The 23,978-nt window shown below is 57.7% G+C and carries 22 protein-coding genes; 12 read left to right on the plus strand and 10 right to left on the minus strand.

Annotated elements, in window-relative coordinates:
* Positions 1-157: 157 nt before the first annotated feature.
* The 3 genes from F568_RS0103580 (at position 158) to exaC (ending at position 3,762) form a co-directional block, all read left to right on the plus strand.
* Positions 158-727 carry an antibiotic biosynthesis monooxygenase gene (locus tag F568_RS0103580; RefSeq protein WP_019017333.1) on the plus strand — a complete coding sequence of 190 codons (570 nt, stop codon included), beginning with the start codon at positions 158-160 and terminating at the stop codon, positions 725-727.
* 283 nt (positions 728-1,010) lie between these two features.
* Entirely contained in the window at positions 1,011-1,949 is a 939-nt protein-coding gene (locus tag F568_RS0103590; protein ID WP_019017335.1) for a sodium-dependent bicarbonate transport family permease, read from the plus strand.
* Positions 1,950-2,241: 292 nt separating this feature from the next.
* On the plus strand, positions 2,242-3,762 hold the full coding sequence (gene exaC, locus F568_RS0103600; protein ID WP_019017337.1) for an acetaldehyde dehydrogenase ExaC: 1,521 nt from the start codon (positions 2,242-2,244) through the stop codon (positions 3,760-3,762).
* Between the two features lie 104 nt (positions 3,763-3,866).
* On the opposite strand, the gene F568_RS0103605 is transcribed toward exaC, so the two are convergent.
* Positions 3,867-4,775, minus strand: a complete 909-nt coding sequence (locus tag F568_RS0103605; protein ID WP_019017338.1) for an NAD(P)/FAD-dependent oxidoreductase — start codon at positions 4,773-4,775, stop codon at positions 3,867-3,869.
* A gap of 272 nt (positions 4,776-5,047) precedes the next feature.
* Between F568_RS0103605 and F568_RS0103610 the strand changes: the two genes are divergently transcribed.
* The 4 genes from F568_RS0103610 (at position 5,048) to F568_RS0103625 (ending at position 8,736) form a co-directional block, all read left to right on the plus strand.
* Positions 5,048-5,806 carry a phosphatase PAP2 family protein gene (locus tag F568_RS0103610; protein WP_019017339.1) on the plus strand — a complete coding sequence of 253 codons (759 nt, stop codon included), beginning with the start codon at positions 5,048-5,050 and terminating at the stop codon, positions 5,804-5,806.
* Between the two features lie 134 nt (positions 5,807-5,940).
* Complete coding sequence (locus tag F568_RS0103615; protein WP_019017340.1) at positions 5,941-7,236, plus strand: D-alanyl-D-alanine carboxypeptidase; 1,296 nt, start codon at positions 5,941-5,943, stop codon at positions 7,234-7,236.
* Positions 7,237-7,376: 140 nt separating this feature from the next.
* Entirely contained in the window at positions 7,377-8,255 is an 879-nt protein-coding gene (locus F568_RS0103620) for an AEC family transporter (RefSeq protein WP_019017341.1), read from the plus strand.
* Between the two features lie 22 nt (positions 8,256-8,277).
* Positions 8,278-8,736 carry a 2-thiouracil desulfurase family protein gene (locus tag F568_RS0103625; RefSeq protein ID WP_019017342.1) on the plus strand — a complete coding sequence of 153 codons (459 nt, stop codon included), beginning with the start codon at positions 8,278-8,280 and terminating at the stop codon, positions 8,734-8,736.
* A 212-nt stretch (positions 8,737-8,948) separates the two neighbouring features.
* On the opposite strand, the gene F568_RS0103630 is transcribed toward F568_RS0103625, so the two are convergent.
* The 5 genes from F568_RS0103630 to F568_RS0103650 all read right to left on the minus strand — a co-directional run bounded on the left by F568_RS0103630 (position 8,949) and on the right by F568_RS0103650 (position 15,512).
* Positions 8,949-10,364, minus strand: a complete 1,416-nt coding sequence (locus tag F568_RS0103630) for an FAD-binding oxidoreductase (RefSeq protein WP_019017343.1) — start codon at positions 10,362-10,364, stop codon at positions 8,949-8,951.
* Between the two features lie 97 nt (positions 10,365-10,461).
* A complete protein-coding gene (locus F568_RS0103635) occupies positions 10,462-12,078 on the minus strand; it encodes an ABC transporter ATP-binding protein (protein ID WP_019017344.1) in 1,617 nt (538 codons plus the stop codon).
* Between the two features lie 9 nt (positions 12,079-12,087).
* Positions 12,088-12,924 (minus strand): ABC transporter permease, encoded by an 837-nt coding sequence (locus F568_RS0103640; protein WP_019017345.1) that lies wholly within the window; start codon positions 12,922-12,924, stop codon positions 12,088-12,090.
* Positions 12,921-13,898 carry an ABC transporter permease gene (locus F568_RS0103645; RefSeq protein ID WP_019017346.1) on the minus strand — a complete coding sequence of 326 codons (978 nt, stop codon included), beginning with the start codon at positions 13,896-13,898 and terminating at the stop codon, positions 12,921-12,923. Before F568_RS0103645 ends, F568_RS0103640 begins: the two co-directional genes overlap by 4 nt.
* A 63-nt stretch (positions 13,899-13,961) precedes the next feature.
* Positions 13,962-15,512 (minus strand): ABC transporter substrate-binding protein, encoded by a 1,551-nt coding sequence (locus F568_RS0103650; protein ID WP_019017347.1) that lies wholly within the window; start codon positions 15,510-15,512, stop codon positions 13,962-13,964.
* 234 nt (positions 15,513-15,746) lie between these two features.
* Between F568_RS0103650 and F568_RS0103655 the strand changes: the two genes are divergently transcribed.
* Complete coding sequence (locus F568_RS0103655) at positions 15,747-16,436, plus strand: GntR family transcriptional regulator (protein ID WP_019017348.1); 690 nt, start codon at positions 15,747-15,749, stop codon at positions 16,434-16,436.
* A gap of 138 nt (positions 16,437-16,574) precedes the next feature.
* Here the strand turns inward: F568_RS0103655 and F568_RS0103660 are convergent, their stop codons facing one another.
* Both F568_RS0103660 and F568_RS0103665 read right to left on the minus strand, forming a co-directional pair.
* On the minus strand, positions 16,575-17,171 hold the full coding sequence (locus F568_RS0103660; protein ID WP_019017349.1) for an exopolysaccharide biosynthesis protein: 597 nt from the start codon (positions 17,169-17,171) through the stop codon (positions 16,575-16,577).
* Positions 17,172-17,494: 323 nt separating this feature from the next.
* Positions 17,495-18,616, minus strand: a complete 1,122-nt coding sequence (locus tag F568_RS0103665) for a patatin-like phospholipase family protein (RefSeq protein ID WP_019017350.1) — start codon at positions 18,614-18,616, stop codon at positions 17,495-17,497.
* Positions 18,617-18,977: 361 nt separating this feature from the next.
* Between F568_RS0103665 and F568_RS22090 the strand changes: the two genes are divergently transcribed.
* Both F568_RS22090 and F568_RS0103675 read left to right on the plus strand, forming a co-directional pair.
* On the plus strand, positions 18,978-19,508 hold the full coding sequence (locus F568_RS22090; RefSeq protein ID WP_019017351.1) for a DUF4126 family protein: 531 nt from the start codon (positions 18,978-18,980) through the stop codon (positions 19,506-19,508).
* A gap of 396 nt (positions 19,509-19,904) precedes the next feature.
* Entirely contained in the window at positions 19,905-21,008 is a 1,104-nt protein-coding gene (locus tag F568_RS0103675) for a histone deacetylase family protein (protein ID WP_026300312.1), read from the plus strand.
* 200 nt (positions 21,009-21,208) lie between these two features.
* Here the strand turns inward: F568_RS0103675 and F568_RS0103680 are convergent, their stop codons facing one another.
* Entirely contained in the window at positions 21,209-21,433 is a 225-nt protein-coding gene (locus F568_RS0103680; RefSeq protein WP_019017353.1) for a hypothetical protein, read from the minus strand.
* Between the two features lie 422 nt (positions 21,434-21,855).
* The gene (locus tag F568_RS0103685; RefSeq protein ID WP_040475809.1) at positions 21,856-22,578 is read right to left on the minus strand and encodes a cytochrome c biogenesis CcdA family protein; all 723 of its coding nucleotides are present in this window, start codon (positions 22,576-22,578) and stop codon (positions 21,856-21,858) included.
* Between the two features lie 215 nt (positions 22,579-22,793).
* Between F568_RS0103685 and F568_RS0103690 the strand changes: the two genes are divergently transcribed.
* Complete coding sequence (locus F568_RS0103690) at positions 22,794-23,426, plus strand: peroxiredoxin (protein ID WP_019017355.1); 633 nt, start codon at positions 22,794-22,796, stop codon at positions 23,424-23,426.
* A 64-nt stretch (positions 23,427-23,490) separates the two neighbouring features.
* Entirely contained in the window at positions 23,491-23,895 is a 405-nt protein-coding gene (locus F568_RS0103695; protein WP_026300314.1) for a heavy metal-responsive transcriptional regulator, read from the plus strand.
* Positions 23,896-23,978 lie beyond the last annotated feature (83 nt).

Consider the following 23,978-nt stretch of genomic DNA (forward strand, 5'->3'; position numbering starts at 1 on the left):
TTTATTTGCCGTTATCCATCGGATAGTGAGGAGGCGCTGGCATTGCCGGCGGAGTTGGAGTAGTTTTTGCAGCCTTCATGGCATGGACCCTTACCCGGGCCCGTGTCCTTTTCGTCAGGCCCTACCCGGGTAGTCGAAAGCGAACAGGAGATACACAATGTCTGCCCAACCCGTCACCCTGATGGTGGCGCGCCGCGTCGCCCGCGGACGCTATCGCGACTTCATGACTTGGCTCGACGAGGGCCGTGAACTGGCCTCCGACTTCGGCGGTTACCTAGGCTCCGGCGTGCTGGCGCCACCGCCCGGCGACGATGAGTACCAGATCGTTTTCCGTTTCGCCGATGACGCTGCGCTTGTTGCCTGGGAGCACTCCGCCTCCCGGCGGGCTTGGCTTGAGCGTGGATACGGACTATTCGAAGCGCCGCACGAACATCGCGCCACCGGGCTGGGAAGCTGGTTCCGCGATGGCCAGGGGCGCACACCGCCGCGCTGGAAGCAGGCAATCGCAATCTGGTTGGCGTTCTTCCCGGTGTCGCTGGCCTTTCAATGGCTGTTTGGCGATGCCCTGGCTGGCTTGCCCTTGGTGCCTCGCGTGCTGGCCAGTACGCTAATGCTGACGCCGGTCATGGTGTTCTTGTTCATCCCGCTATCGACGCGTCTACTGTCGCCCTGGTTGAATGCACCGGCTGACCGCCCACGCCGGATCATGCGCCAGCGCAGGGCATAGCGCTAGTTTTCGAGGCCTGCAAGCAGAGCATCGATTTCGTTACATATCCAACGAGGTTCGAAATACTCCTGGATGACTTGTTCGGCGAAGCGCAGAAAGCCCAATGCGGCATAAGGAAGCCGGTGCTCGCGATGCAGGATTAACAGCCAATAACAGGTGATCGGTTCCGGAGTGTCCAGATCGCGTAACGTCGGCTTTGGGGCAACGGCGGCTGTAGGATTTGTTATCAATACCAAGGCTGTGCACAATCTCGCCTGATTTTGATAAACCAGAAGAAACCTAAATGCCTGACATCATTGTTATGTTTTTTTTGCTGGGCCTGGCTGCTGGCCTGGTTAAATCCAACCTGACCATTCCCCGCGCCGCCTACGACACCCTCAGCCTATTGCTGATGCTGACGATAGGGCTCAAGGGGGGGATGGCGCTGTATGGCAACCTGAACTGGAACCTGGTTCCCGACCTCTTGGGTGTTGCTGCGTTGGGTGGCCTGATTCCGTTGGCGTTAGCACCGCTGCTTCGAAAGATGGTTCGTTTGAATGCCGCTGACAGCGCCAGCCTGGCCGCACATTATGGTTCCGTTAGTGCAGGAACCTTTGCCGTAGTGCTGGCCTATGTAGAAAGCAAGGGGTTAACAGCCGGGGCCGAGACGACGTTGTATCTCGTGATGATGGAGCTTCCTGCGATCATGGTCGGCATTGCCCTGTACCGCCGATATCAGGGGGAGCGTAACAAGGAAGCAATCATGTCAGGGTTATGGCATGAGACCTTGACCAACCGCGGGGTGATTCTGCTTGCTGGCGGTGTGATTATCGGAACGCTCTATGGCCCGATGCAGGGAGCCTCAGTTACCGACCTCTATACATCTGCGTTCCATGGTGTTCTGGCTCTGTTCCTGCTCGAGATGGGGCTGACGGCTGCTGAAACCCTACGACCATTGCCGTGGAAACATTGGCGCTTGCTGACATTCGCATTGATGGCTCCGCCAGTTCTCGCTCTGACAGGTATCGTTATGGGTGCACTGCTCGGTTTGCCCGACGGCTCGATGCTGATACTCGCCACTCTTACCGCAAGTGCATCGTACATTGCCGCTCCTGCGGCCATGCGAACGGCAGTTCCCGAGGCCAATATCGGCTTGGCAATGCTCGCTTCACTGGGGGTTACGTTCCCGTTCAATGTGTTGGTTGGCATTCCGCTATACCACCAGTTCATTGCTTGGGTATGACTGGCATTCCGTATCAAAGGGGCATGCAGGTAACGTGCCGGTAGCTTTCAGTGAGCCCCTGATGGCGGAGCTGGTTGAGCTCAACAACGGCTCCGCACATCTGAACTTCACGCATGGGGTCACTCGTCCAACGTGCAGTTATTCAGGACTACGACCAAAGAATGCTACGGTAAACCATCTGTAACTTGAAGGTTTCGCTACTCTCAAAGGTGGACTCGGTCATGACGGTGCGCGACATGTCGTGACCTCTCTGCCGGGTCTAAGAAGATCAACAACAGAGGAGCATGCCTTCATGATCTATGCCAATCCCGGCAGTGCCGACGCCATCGTCAGTTTCGAGAAGCGTTACGGCAACTACATCGGTGGTGAGTTCGTCGCGCCGGTCAAGGGCCAGTATTTCGAGAACATCAGCCCGGTCAATGGCGAGGTGATCTGTGAGATTCCTCGTTCGACTGCCGAGGACATCGACCTGGCACTGGATGCTGCGCACAAGGCGGCTCCGGCCTGGGGCCGGACATCGGCTCAGGAGCGCAGCAATATCCTGCTAAAGATCGCCGATCGCATCGAACAGAACCTGGAGATGCTTGCCGTTGCCGAGACCTGGGATAACGGCAAGGCGGTGCGTGAAACGCTGAATGCCGACATTCCGCTGGCCGTCGATCACTTCCGCTATTTTGCGGGGTGTATCCGCGCCCAGGAGGGTACGGCGGCGGACATCGATGCCAACACCGTGGCCTACCATTTTCATGAACCGCTTGGCGTAGTGGGCCAGATCATTCCCTGGAACTTTCCGATCCTGATGGCATGCTGGAAGCTTGGTCCGGCACTGGCCGCGGGCAATTGTGTAGTACTCAAGCCCGCCGAACAGACCCCAGCGTCAATCCTCAAGGTTGTCGAACTGATCGGCGACCTGTTGCCGCCTGGCGTGCTGAATATCGTCAACGGCTACGGTGCCGAGGCCGGACAAGCGCTGGCTACCAGCAAGCGAATCGCCAAGATTGCCTTTACCGGGTCCACGCCTGTGGGGTCGCACATCCTCAAGTGCGCAGCTGAAAACATCATCCCGTCGACCGTCGAGCTGGGTGGCAAGTCCCCCAACATCTACTTCGCCGATATCCTCAACGCCGAGCCGGAATTCATCGACAAGGCAGCGGAAGGCATGGTGCTGGCCTTCTTCAACCAGGGTGAAGTTTGTACCTGTCCGTCACGTGCGTTGATTCAGGAAAGCATGTACGACGCTTTCATGTCGCGTGTACTCGAGCGCACCAAGCTCATCAAGCGCGGCAATCCGCTGGATACCGATGTTCAGGTCGGGGCCCAGGCGTCTCAGGAACAGTACGATAAAATCATGTCCTACATGGATGTGGCGCGTGAAGAAGGGGCCGAGTTCCTGACCGGGGGAGGCAAGGAAAGCTTCGATCCTGCCTACGACAAAGGCTTCTATATCCAACCGACGCTGCTCAAGGGCAACAACAAGATGCGCGTCTTCCAGGAAGAGATCTTCGGACCGGTAGTCGCCGTCACCACCTTCAAGGACGAGGCGGAAGCGCTGGCGATTGCCAACGATACCGAGTTTGGACTTGGCGCTGGCGTGTGGACCCGGGACATCAATCTCGCCTTCCGCATGGGACGGGGCATCCAGGCCGGCCGCGTATGGACCAACTGCTACCACCAGTATCCGGCACATGCCGCCTTCGGGGGTTACAAGAAGTCGGGGGTCGGTCGCGAAACCCACAAGATGGCGCTGGAGCATTACCAGCAGACCAAGAACCTATTGGTGAGTTATGACACCAATCCGCTTGGGTTCTTCTAAGCCACTCATGATTGGCCTCGAGTCAATCATGTCTTGAGCTGTTCTTGACTACGATGGGGCATACGATACTTCGTATGCCCCACTTCGTTTCTGGCCTTTCTCGGCTATCGGTGCTGTAGCCGGTTGTGAATTGCAGTCGCGGCAATGGCGGCCTGCCCGGTAGCGACGGTGATCTGACTCAGTCGGTTGGTCATGTCGCCGGCAGCATAGAGCCCTTCGACCCCGGTCTGCATGTGCTCGTCGACGATCAGATAGTCATCCGAATTGCGTCGAGCCCCGAGTCCACGGCTAAGGTCGCTCCGCACCCGAGTGCCAAGCGCACAATAGAGCACATCGAAGGTATATGTGCGGCCATCCACCATATGAACATGAATAAGCTGCTGGTCGTCGGTCGAGAGGCGCTGGATGAGACCCTGGACCAGTGAAATATCCTCGTTCGCCAACTGATCTGTCGCACGCTGATCAAGGAAGGCGCCATTGTCGATGTCGATCATCGTCAGGTTGGCGCTGAAGCGCTTGATGAAAACTGACTCACGCACGCCGTGCTCGTTTCGAGCGATGATACCGATGCATTCATTGCTGAACTCGAAGCCGTCGCAGATAGGGCAGTAACGAATCAATCCCTGCTCCTTGACCGCCTGGAAGCCCTCCAGCTCAGGGTCGATATCGACTACACCTGTAGCCAGCAGGACTGTGCGGGCGTGGATAACCTCGCTATCAGTATGGGCGAGGAACAAACCGTCTTCCGTGCGCTGCAGTCGCAGTACGGTTCCCGAACTCACGCTGCCACCGTTGACCCGAAGTTGCGTTCGCAACTGATCCAACAACTCGTTGCCTCCGATGCCATCCGGATAGCCGGGATAATTGTGGCTACAGGGAATAAGCGAGGCACGACTGTAACCTGCATCGATGATACGAATCGTCCGGTAGAAGCGGCTCAGATTGATGCCTGCCGTCAAACCGGCCGGGCCGGCTCCAATGATAAGGCAATCGAGCAAGGTGTCGTCATCCATGAAGGCTCCAGCGTCGAATGAAGAAAAGAATAGGCGGTTATTTGCAGCATAGCTGTGCATGCAATGGAACAGAGGATTTTACGGAGAGATCCGCACAGAAATTATAGATGTTTTCTATCAATATGGCGTTATTAATGAATTGATTAATAACGTGACCAGCAGTTATCGCACTATGACCAAGTCAAACAGAATATAGTGCATATCGCCGGGTACCCTGCAGGGATGATAAGCTGATATACAGCAGTAATAACCGATGAACAGGATGTGGCGGAATGGAATCAGCTAGGGATAAGCGCCAGTTCTTGCAGAAACCGTATGACTTCCTATTTTGGCTGGGGCGGCATGAGTTGCCGGTCCTGCTTTGCGTCCTCATTGTCTCGGGCGGTTTCTGGGGCTTCGTTGAGCTGGCCGATACGGTCATGGAAGGTGAGACACGAAACCTCGACGAAAGGTTATTGCTGGCCTTTCGTACTGCCACGGACCTGTCGGATCCGATCGGTCCAGGCTGGGCCGAAGAAATGGGACGCGACTTTACTGCACTGGGCGGTGTGGCCGTGCTAGTCATCATCTCTACATTTTCGCTGGGGTACCTGTTACTTTCACGTTATTACCATGCAGCGCTGTTCATGCTGGTATCGGTAAGCGGTGGATGGTTGATGAGTACGCTGCTGAAGATGGGCTTCGATCGGCCCCGACCCGACCTGGTCTCGCACGGTTCAATCGTATATACCGCGAGCTTTCCCAGCGGCCATTCGATGATGGCGGCCGTCACCTACCTGACTCTGGCAGCGCTGCTGATCCGCATGCAGCCGAAGCGCCGATTGAAAGCCTACCTACTTCTGGTAGCGATCCTGATTACAGTGCTGGTGGGGATCAGTCGTGTCTATCTGGGCGTCCACTGGCCCACCGATGTGCTGGCTGGCTGGACGGCAGGCGCGGCATGGGCTTCGCTATGCTGGATCGTCGCGCGCTGGATGCAGAAACGGGGCGCCGTGGAGCAAAGCGTTGGCGATGATAACGCTGTACAGTAGCCGTATCGCTCGCCAATAATAACGATAAAAATCGGCGTTAACCGACTCTTTGCTCACCGATAGCCAGGGTAGACTTACTGAAATTGTATTTTTTTGATTAATACCAATATAACTAATATTCGCAGGGAACGATCATGGCGCCTAATCCTTCTATCGCCACGCCGCGCAGCCACGTGGTGTTTATTTTCTGTATGCTCGTTTCTGGCTTGTCGCTGTTTGCTTCGCAAGTGCAGGCCAATCCACGATACGCCTCCATCGTTATCGATGCCCAGAGTGGCGAAGTATTATCCTCCGAACATGCCGATGCCGCGCGTTACCCTGCGTCATTAACCAAGATGATGACGCTTTACCTCTTGTTCGAGGCAGTCGAAAGCGGGCGGTTGACGATGGAATCCCAACTGCCGGTATCGGCGCATGCCGCCGCTCAGCCACCTTCCAAGCTCTGGGTACGACCCGGGCAGACGATTGCCGTCGAGGAGGCGATCCTGGCCTTGGTCGTTCGCTCGGCGAACGACGTCGCGGCGGTGGTGGCAGAGAGCCTGGCAGGCTCCGAGCGAGCATTTGCCGAACGCATGACTGCCAAGGCCAGGGCAATGGGAATGACCTCGACCACGTTCCGCAATGCCTCGGGCTTGCCGGACGACGCGCAAGTGACCACAGCCCGGGACATGGCCACGCTATCCATGCATCTGATGCGTGACTTTCCTCGGTTTTACGGCTATTTCTCGCGCACGCACTTTGCCTATCGAGGCAAGACCTACAAGGGGCACAATCGACTGTTGGATGATTATACCGGTGCCGATGGTCTAAAGACCGGTTATATCCGGGCGTCGGGTTTCAACGTGGCGACCTCGGCGGTACGAGACGGACGCCGCATCGTCTCGGTCGTCATGGGTGGCTTTACTGCAAAGTCACGCGATGCCCATATGGCGGATCTTCTCGACAGGGGCTTCGTAAGGGCGTCCCTATTGACCCGTGGCGATTGGATCGCCAAGACAGATGTATTCGGTACTGGCGAAGCGATCGCGTTGGCCGCAGCGCCGAAAGCCCGCAGCGTGGCAGCAACGGTGGCACGCCCATCCGCTCCGGCCGCTGCCGAGGCTGCCGCCGTGGCCCAGGGGGATGCTCAGGACGATCCGATTCGTACCCTGATGGCCAGCATGGATCATCCCGATACGACTGGCTGGATGGTTCAGGTAGGTGCTTTCAGTAACCGCGATGGCGCACAGGTCCGTGCCAATCAGGCGGCGACCGCGCTGAGAAGTGAGCTCACCAATACGCGTGTCTCGGTGGTACCTGCCGACGGCGCGCGTCAAATGTATCGTGCTCGCCTGATCGATCTGGAAGAGGAGCAGGCGCGCCGCTCCTGCCAACAGCTGGCCAGCCAAGGTATGGATTGTGTGGTGTTGCGTGCCGGGGTAGGAGGCTGAAAACGGCCGCACTCCGACATGGCCGCTGCCTTTTATCGCCATCGCCCCGCTCTGCGGGGCGATGGCGTTATAGCTATTAAAAACGACACGGTACGCCGTCTACATGGTATAGCTAGCGCATACATAAAGAAGATGGCGCCATGACGGTCATTTATCCTCTGTTGTACATGCTCGGCGGCCTGGTTGTCGGCCGGTTTATACCCAGTGCGAGGACAGGGCTATCGGCTATCCTCACCCGGATACTCATTCCCTTTGTCATCGCCTATAACCTGCTGACCTACCAGGCTGGCACGGCACTGCTCGCCATTTTCTGTTTCATTTTCTGCGGCGTGCTGTTTCTCCTCGGGCAGGTCTTCTGGCGGGACAAGTTGCGATCACTGACGTTCAGTTATCTCAATATTGGATGGTTGGGCTTGCCGTTAGCCATCGCCATTTTCGGTGACGCCGCCAGCCGGATCATTATTGCGGCCTACATCGGCGGGTCGGTTTTCGGCAATATCGCCTGTGTGTTGGCCATGCAGGACGAGGCCAGTGGGCGAGACATGATTCGCAACACAGTGTCCTCGCCACCGGTGTTGGCCGTCTTCTCGGGCCTGCTTCTGCATATGTCGCCGTTCGATCTGGCTGACGCTTCCTGGCTGGCGGTGGCCTATGAACTGGCCAAGCAGCTCATGACGATTGCCGGGATGTGCACGCTCGGCATCTGGCTATATTGTTCCAAAATGACATTGGCCAGCTTGCGGGCAGCCGTGCCGGTGTCGCTGTTGCGGGCTGGTCTGGGGGCAATGATCGTCGGGATGTTCGTCTGGGGCTGCAGTGAACTGGGGATCGAGTTGATCGCCTCTAATGTGGCGGTACTGTTCATTCTGCCTTTACTCCCCCCAGCAGCGAATACCGTGGTACTGGAAACCTATTATCGAGGCACCGGTAGGTCCGCACAGGCCATAGCTAGCGGCACCTTGGTGTCACTGGTGCTGTTATCGCTATTCGCTGCAGCTGTGTTGCTATTGCGTCCCTGATTGAGAACCGGAGGAAAAATCCATGCTTTTGGTCAGTGCGTGTTTGGCTGGATTGAATGTCAGATACGACGCATCGAACAAGCTGGATGAAACAGTGCGCCGGCTCGTTGCCGAGGGTAGAGCAATCATGGTGTGTCCGGAAATGCTCGGTGGCCTTACAACACCGCGCGAGCCCGCAGAGATCGTGGGCGGCCATGGACAGGATGTTCTTGATGGAACTGCCAGGGTCATGACGCAATCAGGTATTGATGTAACAGCGGCCTTTCTCGAAGGAGCCTATCGCACCCTGGAGAAGGCGCAGTCGCTGAAGGCGACCAAGGTTGTGCTCAAGGAATACAGCCCCTCATGCGGCAGTTCTCTGATCTATGATGGTCGTTTCGATGGCAAGGCTGTGGCGGGGAACGGCGTTACTGCCGCCTTGCTGCAACGACACGGTATCCAAGTCATTTCCGAACGGCAATTGGCATGTCACGTCCCATGAATTTAGCGGGGACCGGCGACGTTACCAGGCACTTCTCCTACAGATTTCCGCAATGTGAGCTCTAAGATTCTGGGGATGGTTTCAGCGCTTCTTCCGAGGCTGCAAGGCGCCTTGGCTTGAGCGTTGCTCCTATCGTCTCGTGCAGTCGCTGTTGAGTTGGTCGGCGACCGAGTTGGGGCTGTCGACGTCGCTGGACGCCGTGAGCGTGACGGTTATGTGGACTCCTCCTGACGAGAGCAGGCGATGAAAGGTAGCACTTTGTGCCGATTGAGCAGCCCCTTGGGATCGAGGGCCTGCTTGAGCGTATGCATCAGCGCGATTTCCTCGGGACTTCGGCACAGGGCGAGGTAGTCGCGCTTTTCGAGACCGATACCATGCTCGGCCGAGACCGAGCCTCCCAAGGCGGCCAACGGGCCGTACACCAGTCGCTCGACGGCCTGTCGGGTGTCGGCATCGTCACTGCCGGCGTTGATGGAGAGATGCAGATTGCCATCGCCGATATGGCCGAACACAACCAGGCGGCTACCGGGGCGGACTGCCGCAAGTTCGCATTCAAGTGTCTCGACATAGCCCGGCATGCTGCCGATGGGCAGGCTGACATCGAAGGCGAACAAAGGGCGCAAGGCCTGGATCAACCCCTCGATATCCTCGCGGATCGCCCACAGGGCCTGACGCTGCGCGCCTGAGTGAGCCATCACCGCATCACTTACCCAGCCCGCCTCGAAAAAGTCTTTCAGGGCTGCGCTGAACAATTGTTCGTCGTGTTGCTGATCGATCCCCTGAGCCTCAACGAGGAGATAATAGGGCGAGTCGGCAGAAAGCGGTGGCGTATGGCGACCGAGTTCTTCGGTCAGTAGGCGATAATGCGATTGCCACATGACCTCGCAGGCGGTGAGGTTGGCGCCCAGCCGTTGCCGCAGACCATTGAGGATGCTCGTCAACGCCTCGAAGCCTGGTACGGCGAGCAGTGCCGTGTTTTCGCTGGTAGTGGGACGTTGCAGTCGCAATACGGCACGGGTCACGATACCCAAGGTACCCTCACTGCCGATGAAGAGCTGCTTGACGTCATAGCCGGCATTGTTCTTGAGCATGCGGTTGAGCGAACTGATGACGGTACCGTCGGCGAGCACCGCCTCCAGGCCAAGCACGTGCTGGCGCATCATGCCGTGGCGGATTACCCGGTTGCCGCCGGCGTTGGTCGAGATATTGCCGCCGATGGTGCACGACCCCCGGGCGCCGAGATCGAGCGGAAAATGCCAGCCCTGTGACGCGGCAGCCTGCTGTACAATTTCCAGAGGCGCCCCGGCCTGGACCGTCAAGGTACCATCCAACGGGTCCAGGGTTTCCACTGCCGTCATGCGCTCCAGTGAAATCACCAATTCGTCCCGGCCGGCCTGACCGCCGTGGACCAATCCGGTCATGCCGCCCTGGGTCACGACCGGCTGGCCTGCGGCATGGCAACAGCGCATCACTGCAGCAAGCTGCTGGGTGTCGGTCGGTCTCACAATGGCAGTGGCGCGACAGGGGGCGCCGCTAAGCCAGTCGTTGATGCGCTGGCCGACGGCCTCACCACGGATGAGTCCGCTGGGGTCGACAATGGCTTGGATGTCGGTCAATAACGCGTCCATCAATGTCCTTTACCTGTTAGGCAGCCGCAACACCGCGGCCGCTACACCGCGGCCGCTACACCGCGGCCGCTACACCGCGGCCGCTACACCGCGGCCGCTACACCGCGGCCGCTTCATGGGCGCGGCCGGGTATCGCGTCGAGCAGCTCGCGAGTGTAGGCCTCACGGGGGGAGAGGAAGACTTCCTGTGCTGTGCCCTGTTCGACGATGCGCCCGTGCTGCATCACGATGATTCGATCACAGACCTGTGCGGCTACCCGCAGGTCATGGGTGATGAACAGCAGCGACAGCGATAGCTTCCGTTTAAGGTCCTCGAGCAGTTCCAGGATCTGAGCCTGGATCGATACATCCAGGGCGGACACGGCTTCATCGGCGACGATCAGCTCGGGGTTCAGGGCCAGGGCGCGGGCGATACCGATACGCTGGCGCTGGCCGCCGGAGAATTCGTGGGGAAAGCGCTCGGCAGCAGCGGCCCCCAGCCCCACCAGGTCGAGCAGGTCGCCGGCTTGCTTGAGGGCCTCCTGGCGTGGCACGCCATTGGCTATCGGGCCCTGGGCGATGGCCAGGCCGACCCGGGTTCGCGGGTTGAGCGAGGCGTAGGGGTCCTGGAATACCATCTGTACCCGCTTGCGTTCGCGACGCAGGGCATCACCCTTGAGAGCGCTCAGGTTGACGCCATCGAGCAGCAGCTCGCCGCTATCGGGGCGTTCGAGACGGACCACGCAACGGCCCATGGTCGATTTGCCGGAGCCGGATTCACCCACGATTCCTACGGTCTCGCCGCGGTCGAGCGTGAACGACACGTCATTCAGCGCAACGACTTCACGCGAGGGCTTGAACAGGCCGCCACGCGAGCGGAATACCTTGTTGAGCTGGCGCACCTCGAGCAGGGGGGCGGGATCGCGGACGTCGCGTGCAGGGGGCACGGCATTGCTGGGAATGGCGTCAATGAGCGAGCGGGTATATTCGTGTTGTGGGTTGCCCAATATGTCGCTGGCCAGCCCCAACTCGACGACCTTACCTAGCCGCATGACACAAACGCGGGTGGCGATCTCGGCCACCACGCCGAAGTCGTGGGTGATGAACATCACTGCCATGTTGCGGCGCTGCTGAAGATCGCGGATCAACTCGAGAATCTGTGCCTGGGTGGTCACGTCCAGCGCCGTGGTGGGCTCGTCGGCGATCAGCAATTCCGGCTCCAAGGCCAAGGCCATGGCGATCATCACGCGCTGGCGCTGGCCGCCTGACAGCTCGAAGGGGTAGGCGCGAATCGCTTTTTCGGGCTGCGGAATGCCGACTTCCTCTAGCAGCGACAAGGCTTTTTGCTGGCGCTCCTTGGCGTTATATAACCCGTGGGCCTCGAAGACTTCGGCAATCTGGTCGCCGGCCCGCATCAGCGGATTCAGCGCCGTCATCGGCTCTTGGAAGATCATTCCGATGCGCAGGCCTCGAAGCTCCCGGTGGCGCTTTTCATCGAGTTTCAACAGGTCTTCGCCGTGGAACAGGATCTCACCATCCGTTGGCCGAACCCCTTTGGGCAGCAGACCCATCACTGCGTTGGCGGCCATCGACTTGCCGGAGCCGGACTCGCCGACCACGCACATGATCTCGCCTTTAGCGACATCATAGGTGACATTTTCAGCCGCATAGCGCCGATCGGCCCCCTTGGGTAGTGCCAGGGTCAGGTTGCGAATGCTCAGTACGGTATCGGTCATGAGGTTCCCCTACTGGCGTTCACGGGCAAGCTTGGGATTCAGGGCATCATCGAGCCCTTCGCCGACCAGATTCAGGGCCAGCACGGTGAGCAGGATCGCCATGCCCGGGAAGAAGCTCAGCCACCAGGCCTGACGAATCACCGTGCGTGCCGCGCCGATCATGTATCCCCAGGACATCACGTTGGGGTCGCCCAGGCCCAGGAATGACAGCGCCGATTCCAGCAGGATTGCCGTAGCCACCATCAGCGAGGCCAACACGATGATCGGTGAAAGGGTGTTGGGCAGGATTTGCTTCAGAATGATGGTGGTGTTGCCCTGTCCGACGAGCCGTGCCGCCTCGACGTATTCCCGGTTTCGCAGCGACATGAACTCGGCTCGTACCAGGCGCGCCACGGGGGGCCAGCTGACGATGGCGATGGCAAGCACAATGGAGGTCACGCTGGGCTGCATGATGGCGACGAGCACGATCGCCAGCGCGAAGTTGGGAATGGTCTGGAAGAATTCGGTGAAGCGCATTAGGGCATCGTCGACCAGCCCACCGTAATAGCCGGCCACGGCCCCCAGTGGCACGCCGATTATCAGTGCCACGCTGGTCGACACCAGACCGATCAACAACGATACCCAGGCGCCATGCATCAGCCCGGCGGCGACGTTGCGGCCCATGGTATCGGTGCCCAGCACGAAGCCGTCGACTTCGAAAGGGGGCAGGAAGGGGCGCTGCACCATGCGCCAGGGCGACTCGGGAAAGAGAAGCGGTGCCAATATTGCCATGGCAATGATCAGGGCCAGAATGATGAGTCCGATCAGTGCGCCACGGTTTTGTGCGAAGCGGGCAAAAAAGCTCATGACGCCTCCTTGATACGCGGATCGGCGAGGCGATAGACCAGGTCGGTAAAAATGTTGAAGACGATGACCAGTGCGGCGGAGAAGAAGAATATGCCGAGGAGAAGATTGTAGTCACGCTGCATCAGTGCCTCGTACATCAACCGTCCGATGCCCGGCCAAGCGAACACGGTTTCGGTAAGAATGGCACCACCGACCATTTGCCCGGCTTGCAGGCCGGCCAGGGTGATGATCGGTAGCAGGGCATTGCGCAGGATGTGTCGGCGCTGGATCACGCGGTCTTTGAGTCCCTTGGCGCGGGCCGTTTTGACGTAGTCCTGCTGGCTGGCCTCGAGCATCGAGGCGCGGGTCATGCGGGTGTAAATAGCCATGAAGAACAGTGCCAGGGTCGATGCCGGCAATATCAGGTGCTTGGCGACATCCAGGATATGGGCCATGCCGGTATAGTGTGCACCCACGGTGAACATTCCGTAGGCGGGCAGCCAGTCGAGATAGACCGAGAACAGCAATACCGCCATGAGCGCGACCCAGAACAGCGGGGTGGCATAAAAGACCAGAGCCAGAGCCATGATCACCGAGCCTGAAATCTTCTTGACCCGGGCGGCTGCCATGGAGCCGGCGAAAATGCCCAGTGCCAGCGACAGCACGAATGCGGTACCGGTCAACAGCAGGGTGGCGGGGAGGCGCTCCAGGATCAGGTCGAGCACTGGCATCTGTTGCCGGTAGGAATAGCCAAAATCGAGCGTGGCAATCCCCGAAACATAATGCCAAAGCTGGACGTATAACGGCTGGTCGAGCCCAAACTGTTCACGCAACTGGCGCAGGAATGCCTCATCCGTGGCACCGGCCTCGCCGGCCAGGATAGCCGCGGGATCCCCGGGCGCCAGTTGGATCAGGAAAAAGTTGAATACAATAATCAGGAACAAGACGATCACGGCCTTGAGCAGCCGCATCGCGATCAGGCGAGCATAAACCATGCGATAAACCTCGAAACCCTACCGAAACCACGGAGAGGCGCTTGTGCGCCCCTCCGTGACGGATCATTTCTCGATCCAGGCGTCCTTGAAGCCGTCGTTAACGCCGACGCCTGAAGTCACCAGGTTTTTGATATTGCAGCGGTAAATAGTGGGGAAGCCGAGTTCGAGCAGCCAGCCGACGGGAACATCCTCATGCAGGATCTCCTGCACCTCGTGGTAGAGCGCCTCGCGCTTCGCTTCAGGGTAGGCCGTAGCCGCTTCGTTGAACAATTCGTCGACGCGCTCGTTTTCATAGCCTTCGACGTTATTCCAGGGCGAGCCTTTCTCGATATTGCTGGAGAGATAGGTCCGCGAGATACCCAGGGCGGGATCGCCGTACTGGTAAAGGTAGGTAAATGCCAGGTCGTAGTCCCACTCGCCCAGGCGCTGGTTCCAGCCGCCTACGTCAGTGGCTTCGGTACGCACGTTGATGCCGACTTCGGAAAGGTTCTGCTTGACGGCTTCGGCCCAGCGGGTCCAAGTCTCGCCATAGGGTAGCGGCAGCAGCGTCACTTCCTCGCCGTCGTAGCCCATTTCGTCGAGCAGTTCGCGTGCCTTCTCTGGGTCGTGGTCGTAGGGCTCGAGATCTTCGTTCTGGAACTTGGCATTGGAACCGAAGGCTGACAGCGGCACGTTACCGAGGCCATTCCACAGTACATCGCGGGCGAACTCGCGGTCCATGGCGTACATGACCGCCTGCCGGAAGCGCTTGTCGGCTGTGGGACCTTCACGGTTGTTCATCCAGAGCATGGCGAAGGGGCTGAAATACTCGTGGCCCTCCTGGGTCATACAAGTATTTTCCATCTCGGCCAGGCGCGGCACATCGAAATTCTCGACCGTGCCATAAGGCAGGACATCGACCGTACCGTTTTCATATGCCACGGCGCGGGAGGCACCATCCGGTATAATGTGCCAGTTCACGCCATCGAGATAGGGAAGCCCCTCTTCGTAGTAATCCTCATTCTTGACCAGCTCGATCACCGTGCCGCGGTCCCAGTTCTCGAACTTGAACGGCCCGGTGCCGACAGGCTGATTGTTGGCCTCGTTGTCGCGGAACTCGGTGCCCTCGTAGATGTGCTTGGGCACCATGGTGAAAGTGCCCGCCTCGAACGAGAGTAGGAACGGTCCGAATGGCTGCTTGAGCGTAAACACTACGGTGTGATCGTCCGTGGCCTCGATGCTTTCGACATGCTGGAGCACGGCACGGGCGCTGGGGTTAAGATCGCGATGGAAAACATCGGCCGAGAACACCACGTCCTCGGCAGTGAACGGTTCGCCGTCGTGCCAGGTCACCCCTTTGCGCAGGTGGAAGGTATAGGTCAGCCCATCATCGCTCTCTTCCCAGGATTCCGCGAGTTGGGGTATGGGATTGAGGTCGGTGTCGTAGCGTAGAAGCCCTTCGTAGATATTGCCGGCCACGGTGCGGGTCGGGGCATTCTGGATCATGCCCAGTACCAGGCCGGGCGGTTCCGGCTGGATAATGGTATCGATGACGCCGCCGGGTTGCGGATCGGCCATGGCGGGAAGGGTGGCTAGGCCACACGCGGCGACTGCACAGGCGAGAGGTGCTTTCATTGTACTCTTCTTTTCCGTTGTTCTTGGAGTTGCTTGCCGGCTAGAAGGACTTCAGTGCCTGGAAGTACCTTGGCAGTGCCGGCAGCGTTCGTGATGAAGAAGACATTTTGACCATAGCAGCGCTTGACAAAGCTGTCGACAGTCGACATTGGCAGTCGACAAACAGAAAAACGCCGCTTAGTGTTGATAAATGAGCCAAAAACAACACAGGGCAGCAAAGGCAGCGCGAACCTCATGGATGCCAAGCGCGGTGTGACTTTACCCAACTTGCGTCAGCGCAATCTGGTTGACCAGGTGGCCGACGTGCTGACTGAGGCCATCATTGACCGTCGCTTCAAGCCGGGTGAGCGCTTATCCGAAATGCAGCTCTCCCGAGATATGGGAATCAGCCGTGCGCCTCTGCGCGAGGCGGCCCGTCTCCTCGAAAGCCGTGGTTTTCTGGTGTCGCGTCCTGGGCGGGGGTTTTTCGTTCGTGAACTGGACCGCGCTGACTTGGCCGATGTGTTCGACCTTCGCCTGTGCCTCGAACGTCATGCTTTCCGCCTTCTGGTTGCGTCCTTTTCTCCCGAGATGCATATGACCTTGAATCGTCAGGTGGAAGTCATGTGCGACGTGGCCAGGGATAGCGAGGACAATCGCAAAATCGAAGAAGATATACGCTTTCATCGCATGATCTTCGAGATGGCGGGTAACAGTCGCCTGCTAAAGACGTTCAACGATCTCGCCCATGAGTTACGGCTTTGCATGGCGTTGATAGGGATCACTCATTCCGACCCCGGCAGCATCTCCACCAGCCACTGGCGCCTGATCGAGGCCTTGGCTAGCGGCGATCCTGCCCGCTGCGAGGCGGCCGTCGACTACCACATCGGCATCGCTAGGCATTATATACTCCAAGGCATCAGCGATCCGCAGGGAACGCCTTGATACGGCATCCCTGAGTCAGAGCAGGTAAGAAAGGAGCCTGTCCAGGCGAACATGCCTACGAGAGCCGATCATTCTGGAGGACACGTAATGTTGTGGCTTCCAGTGCTGTCAGGCCATCGTACGATTCAAGGCTTGGGTCTAAACCAAGCCATAAAGTACGAATCCAAGAGTTACCGCAGTGGCGATGAAAGCCAGCAATGCCAGCAAGCCATCATTAGCCATGAGAGAAAGACCAAACAGAGTGAGGGCCAACCCTGCCCCATTAGCAGTAAAGGGCACTACCTCCATTGGTGGCATGGAAAGTGCTATGACAATACATACAGCAGCAATGGCATAGATACCTGCTCCATGGGTGAACGTCGTCAGGCGTGGCCTAAGGAAACGGTCGATAAATCGCGCGGGTGGGCGCATCCACTTCAAGGCCTTGCCGAGCTTGTCTTGCGACACAGAACGCTTGAGCAGCGAATGTGGCAACCAGAAGAATTCACGGCGGATAAGTAACTGGCCGGCTACAATCAATACGAATAGCGCCATGATTGTAGGTACGCCCGGAATATCACCAACGATTGGCATTACGGTAATAATACCGGCCACTAATAGAAGCGGACCAAACGATCTGCGCCCAACTTCTGATACGACATCGCCGACCGAGACTTGATCGCCCTTGTGCTTCTCGGCTTGGCTGATCCGTTCCAGCATTTGCTCCAGGTCGGCAGGTTCTTGCCGCTCGCTCATAGACTACACCACTTGAGATTGCGCCGACTCGTACCCTCAGATCGAGATACCTCGGCTTCAGGATTGTAAACACAGGGGGTGTCTTGGTTTTACCAAACTTGGCTATCCATCACTCGTCCCCCTATGGAATAGGTTAAGGGTGGCAGAGATACATCAATATGCCAGAGGTTTGGCGAAGGAAGAGCGGAAAAGGCATCTGGTCATAGACAACGCAGGTTAAGCCAGAAGAACGGAAATCCAGACGGAACCCAAGTAGCAAACGGCGTCTCAAATGCCTTGGCCAGGCATGAAGACAAGCAATGTGATTCTCCCCATAGTCAGGGTTACGCCGAATCAATGCTGGCGTTCTCAGTTTCGTTTCCATTGAAAGCATGCACGGCGAACTCACCCGGGGCAGCACGCTGGGAGCCCAGGGTCTCCAGGGCTTGAATCATATCCGAGCGACCAGCTTTCCATCGTTCGGTCAGGGAAGGGCGTGAGAAATCGAAAGCCCTCATTTCGGTATCGTTAGGCACGCCAGCGTGGCTGAGCATGAGCAGCGTGGTCGCACCTTCGGTTTGTGCTGCTTCCGCCAAGGCTGTCGCCAGGCTGGGATCTCCTCGCTGATGTTCCGGAATTCGGCTGCCAAGTAGCCGCAACTGGCGACGCAACTCGTGGCGTTGACGCAGATATTGCAGTGCGCTCCAGCTCTGGGCCGAAAGGAGCAATTCCAATTGCCGGTCCATCGCTTGCCCAACGGTCCTGAAGTCGGGCCCAAGGCGTCGAAACAGATCCAGTGCAACGCACAACCGGTCATCCGCAACCGGCTCGTCCAAGGCAGCCTCTAGTGGGAGATTTGAGGCCATGCCTCCATCCACCACGACTCGATCATTGATGCGTGTCGGTGGGAAAAAGGGAATAAATCCGCAACTCGCCAACAAATGATCAACCTCGATTGTCGTCTTGGCAGTATCGAAACGCACCTCCTCTCCGCTGTTGGCATCCACAGCCACGATGACCAGCCTTGTCTGTCCATCATTCAGCCGATCAAAATCGACCGCCTGCTCCAGGGTTTTGCGCAAGGGCGCGAGGTCGTAGAGGCCGGTATCGGTGGGCATTCCAGGTAACATTGACAAGGCGCCTGGAAAGCGTGCGCGATAGAAGGCAGGACTGCCGAGGAAAAGACTCTGCAGCGCACGTGTCCGTTTACTGTCCCACGTGGTTGGCCAGGTTGGCCGAAAAGCCCAGGGCCCGTCTTGCGCTGCGGCATCCCAGAAGCTGCGAAGGACGCTGACACGTTTTTCCGGAGGATTGCCGGCGATTAGTGCCGCGTTGACCGCTCCGGTAGAGACAGCAAAGATTTTATCGGCGTGAAAGCCTCTTTCGTGCAGCGTTTCATAAGCGCCGCCCTGATAGGCGCCGAGAGCGTTTCCCCCTGACAAGATCAGTGTAATGTGCTCAGCCATTTGATCTCCAAGTCTGATCCCTGCATCCATAAACAGGCACAGCTTTCCTGCTTTGCCTGTCGGTGTGGTCTCGAAAGATAGCTCTGCATAGATAGTGTAGTTGATTGAAAAAATCGAGCAGGAATAAAGTTAGAGTTAGCTAATTAAAGTAAGTTTAAAAATTATGGTTGTGCTTCTATAGTAAATCGCTAACCGAGGGTAAGGCGGCGCTTGTATATAAAAGGATCTAAAGGCACCGTAAGGCTGGGGTATAAAATCTTCATCCATGTGCTGTAAGTTTTCCATTTGTCTGAATTTTTCTGGAAATATACTCAGCATTATCAGTGACGGTCGAGTCATTCGGTTATCTGGAGACATGAGCATGAAAAGGTCGAGCAGTCTGTTATGGGGCGCGTTGGCCCTTGGGGCGGTAGCCGGCATGCGTAGTATGCTCGCGCCAACGATGACCAGCCGGGCTCTCGCCAAGCACCCGGATGCCAATAATGCCGACGAGCCCGCCCGTACGCTGGCAGCGCAGCAAACGCGCTACTTGCTAATACCGCTGGCAGTCGGTGAACTGGTAGGCGACAAGTTGCCCTTCGCTCCGGATCGTACGATCAGTGCCTCCATGATGGTGCGTGCAGTATCGGGCGGAATGACCGCAGCGGCTCTTGCCAGTGCACGGCGGCAACCGATTCTGCTCCCGGCGCTGGCAGGTGCAACGGCCGCCTGCGTGTCGGCGAAAGTCGGTGCCAGTTTGCGTAGCCGCTACGGCAGTTTCGGGCCATTCACCAATGCGGCGTTGGGGATCACTGAGGACTGTCTGGCCCTTGCCATAGGTAGCGCTGGATTGCAGCGCGCCTTGGGCGAGATGAGTGGTTCGGGCAGGGAGGCTCACGCATACGGGGTGTAGCGACAGGGGGGGCATCTGCGGTAGCAATGTTAACGAACCAGAGTGAACCGGAATCTATGGAATGAATGATGCACGTGGTTTTTGCCACAGGAGGTTACAAATATAAGAATGAAAATTAAACGCCGTCATCTTTAAGGTGAATGTCAAAATCATCTATTTTTCATTACTAAACGCATGAAACAACAAGGAGCCTGGTTTCAGACGATCTGGATCGGGCAAGAGAGTTCCCGACTATGTATCCTCTCCAGCGGAAGGGGCGTTCAATTCGTGCTGTTCCCTCGCCTCTGGAATTATCGTAATGGATGCTAGGCCAAATTCGCTTCGCGTAGCTAACGTCTCGACTACCCTGAAGATGGAGCAAAGCTATCTTTCATCGCTTCCATAGAGGGTTTGCTTTTGATCGGTGAGCGCGATGTACTCGTCATTCACGACGAACGTATGCTGGCACATCGGCCTAACGCCGAGGAGCCTTTCCAGCCCGGAAAACTGGATAGCCGTGTACAGGCGATTCTCGGAGGGCTTTTCGAAGGCGCCGTGATCAAGTGGAGCTACCCGGAGCATCCAGGACGGTTACAGGCTATTACCGACTTATTGATGCGCGAGCCCGTGCCCGGCGTTCGTTATGAGACGGGCAGGCCTGCCACAGAAGACCAGCTTGGCAGGGTGCACATCACCTCTTACGTCGAGAATATCTATGCTCTGCGTGGTAAGCAGGCATGGCTGGATGTCGATACCACCGCGGTTTCTCCAGGCAGTGTCGCTGCCGCCGAAGTGGCTGCGGGCTCGGCCATTGCTGCGGTCGAGGCGGTCATGGAGGGGCGTGCCGGCAGCGCTTTCGCCCTTTGTCGCCCCCCGGGCCATCATGCGGATTCGGTACGTGCGCGAGGCTTCTGCCTGTTCAATAACGTTGCGGTGGCTGCAGCCCATGCCCAAGCTGAGCTTGGCTGCGAGCGGGTATTGATCATCGACTGGGATGTCCATCATGGTAATGGAACCCAGGACATTTTCTGGGCTTCGCCAAATGTACTGTTCTTCGATACTCATCGAGCAGCGCCCTTCTATCCGGGCTCCGGTAACAAGGAAGAGATCGGCGTGGGCTTGGGTGAGGGGCTGACCGTTAACGTGCCCCTACCGGCCGGTTGCGGCGACCCGACGCTGGTCAGGGCTTACCGCGAGATACTGGTTCCAGCGGTGGAGTGGTTCAAGCCGGATCTGATCCTGGTCTCTGCGGGCTTCGACATGCACCGTCTGGATCTATGCATGAACTTGAGCTATAGCGGCTTTGGCGCACTGACGGGCATCGTACAGGAGTTGGCGGATAAGCATTGTGGCGGGCGTTTAGCCATGGTGCTGGAAGGTGGCTACCATCTTGAATCATTGGCGCGCGGGGTCCGGACCGTTCTGGAGGTCCTGGCGGGTGGGGATCCTCCTGAAATCGAAGAGCCAGGCATTAGCGATGTAGTTAGCTTGGCTGATTTTCACCGTGACGCGTTTCGATGAACCGGCGGTGATTCTGGTGCGCAATATATTCGGTATCGGGCGGCCACCCATCGTGGCTTTCCAAGGAAAGGCGCGGCATCAGGGAGGACGCTTTCTGAGCCTTTTCATGCTGTCGAGACGAGCAAGTCAATGACGTCGCTCATGGCTCACCCTCGGCATTCTGTTGGCCAAGGGTGAGCCGCCCATGCCAAGCAGATACATCAGTCGTCGTTAATAGTCATAACACGAGTCTCGCCGGTGAGCACTTCTTCCCAGGCCTGGTCGAGGGTGTAGCCCTGACAAGCGTTGATCGTGTCGAGTACCTCGACAGCATGCTGCAGGGAGTGGCCGCTGGCTTTCAGGGCAATCACCACCTTGGCAAGGTCCTGCTTGCTGAAGGTGCTGGCGATAAGGTCGGCTTGCTGGGTCAGTTGGGTGCAGTTCATGGTTCCATCCTCTTGCAAGGTCATTATTACCTTGGGAAATACCGTTTGGGCTGTCTCCGATGACTTCTGGTGCCTTGGCTGCATGCCGGGCCGGGTAGGCCTTCAGGGCTGCACTGCCGCAGGGTCATAAGCGTTCCAAGACCTTCGCTCCTGGCGCCTGGATCAAAAAACCTATGGCGCTCAGGTTGTAGCCGGGCATCAGGTCAGTGTACCTGGGTAGCGATACCCTGCCTTGCGCCGTGATTTCACTATGGGCCAGGGCGAGACGTCCTACAAAGCGCCATTAGATGCATGGGCCGTTGTAGGTTAACTACACCGAGTGTATGCAACGACAGGGCAGGTAGCGGCACTACGGAAGGTGGCGCTGATGAACTGATATTCAATCCGGACTTGCAGTGTGGCCAGACCCAAGCCGGCCTTGGCTACCCCAGCGTTGCCAGGGAAGGAAACAAATCAACCATAACGCTGGATAAGCGGGTCATGGTCCCTGAAACGATGGCTATTCCCATAAGAATCAGGATTGTGCCGGCAATCGGACGGGTATAGGCGCTCCATTTGCCAAGTTTCTTGCTATGGCGGCTGAGGCTGTTGATGCAGAGCGTACTTGCCAGAAAGGGCAGTGCCATTCCGGCAGAGTACATGCCCAGATAGATCATACCGTGCTGTGCATTGGCAGCATTGGAGGTGGCCATCAGAATCGCACCGAGGATGGGGCCGATACAGGGCGTCCAGCCGATAGCGAATGCTATGCCAAACGCCGTAGCCGACAGGGGGGAACCCCCTTGGAATCTGGGATTGAACTGCAGAGTGCGCTGGAAGACTGGCAGATTGAGCAGGCCCGTCATGAAGATCCCCAGCAAGATGACAACCGAGCCTGTAATCCAGTTGAGTTCCTGGCGGTAGCCACGCAGGAGTTGACTGAGCGAACTGGCGCCTAGCCCTAATATAATGAATACCAGCGTAAAGCCTGTCACAAAGAAGACACTGAGTATCAGCGCTTCGACCTTCTTGTCCCGTTTGTTGACGCTGCCGCCAGTGACGACAGAAAGATAGCCCGGCAGGAGTGGCAACGTGCAGGGAGAGAAGAAGGAGATCAACCCTCCAGCAAAAGCGCCAACCAAACCAATAGACGAGAGCGAGTCCAAGCTACGACTTCCTGAGCAATGGGGAAATGCGCATCGGCCGAGCGAAATGGCTAATGGCTGCATACGCACGCTAGCATAAGACCTAAGCTCCACCCGGAGGTCAAGGGTCCCTTGGTTGCAAGGATGCTAAGCGCTGAAGGAGGGGTTGACCTTAAAGTTCACTTTAAGGCTATCGTAGGCAATGCATCATCCAACCCCAACGTAAGGATAGCGTGATGACATTGCAGCTTGGAGAAGTAGCGCCCGATTTTACGGTGGCGTCCACGGAAGGCACCGTTAGCTTCCACGAGTGGCTTGGTGATAGTTGGGCCGTACTGTTTTCCCACCCGGCCGATTATACCCCTGTCTGCACGACAGAGCTTGGCGCATTTGCCAAGCGTAAGAGCGAGTTCGACAAGCGTGGCGCCAAGCTGATCGGCGTTTCCGTCGACCCACTGGAATCACATACCGGCTGGGCCAAGGATATCGAGACTACCCAAGGTGCGTCCCTCAACTATCCGCTACTGGCTGACGATGACCGAGTGGTTGCAGAGCTTTACGGGATGATTCATCCCAAGGCCGATCCCAAGGTGACAGTGCGCACCGTGTTCATCATCGACCCCAGCAAGAAGATACGCCTGATGTTGACTTACCCGCCCAGCACCGGGCGCAACGTCGATGAGATTCTGCGTGTTATCGACTCACTTCAGCTGACCGACACGCACAAGGTGGCCACTCCCGTCGACTGGCAGAACGGCGAAGACGTCATTATCGTTCCCTCCCTCTCGGACGAGGAAGCCAAAGAGCGCTTTCCTGAGGGCTGGGATGAGCAGACACCGTATCTGCGTGTGGTACGCCAGCCCAGATAACTTGACGAGTCGTTAGGTGGCTCAGTTGTACTGGGCCGCCCACAGTTTCGCTGAGGACATACTGATGAAAACCTACAGTATCGGGCAGCTGGCCGAGCGCTGCGGCATTGCCCCTCAGGCAATTCGCTATTACGAGCAAGAGCAGCTCATGCCGAAACCCCAGCGAACGGAGTCAAACTATCGCCGCTACCCCGAGGAGCATGTGGCTAGGTTGCAGTTCATTCTTGAGGCCAAGCAATGGGGTTTTACACTCGACGAAATTCGCGAGTTGCTGATCCTGCAGGATGCCAACGGTGACCGGGCACAAGCCAAGCGGATTGCCGAAGAGAAGTTGACCAAAATTCGAGAACAGATCAAACACCTTTCAAGAATCGAGTCGGTGCTTACGAAAACGCTCTCAGAGTGTTCCGGTGAGGGGCCCATGCAGGAAGGGTGTCCCATTGTCGAAGCGATCACTGACGGCAAGTAAGCCTCTCTATCCAGCCTTCTGGCCTGGCGGAACGATCGCCAGCCATCTGAGCCTTCTCAATGAGCGATGCTGTCAGGAGTTCT

Origin of the sequence: Modicisalibacter luteus DSM 23508 (assembly GCF_000378505.1) — a bacterium.
GTDB classification, from domain to species: domain Bacteria; phylum Pseudomonadota; class Gammaproteobacteria; order Pseudomonadales; family Halomonadaceae; genus Modicisalibacter; species Modicisalibacter luteus.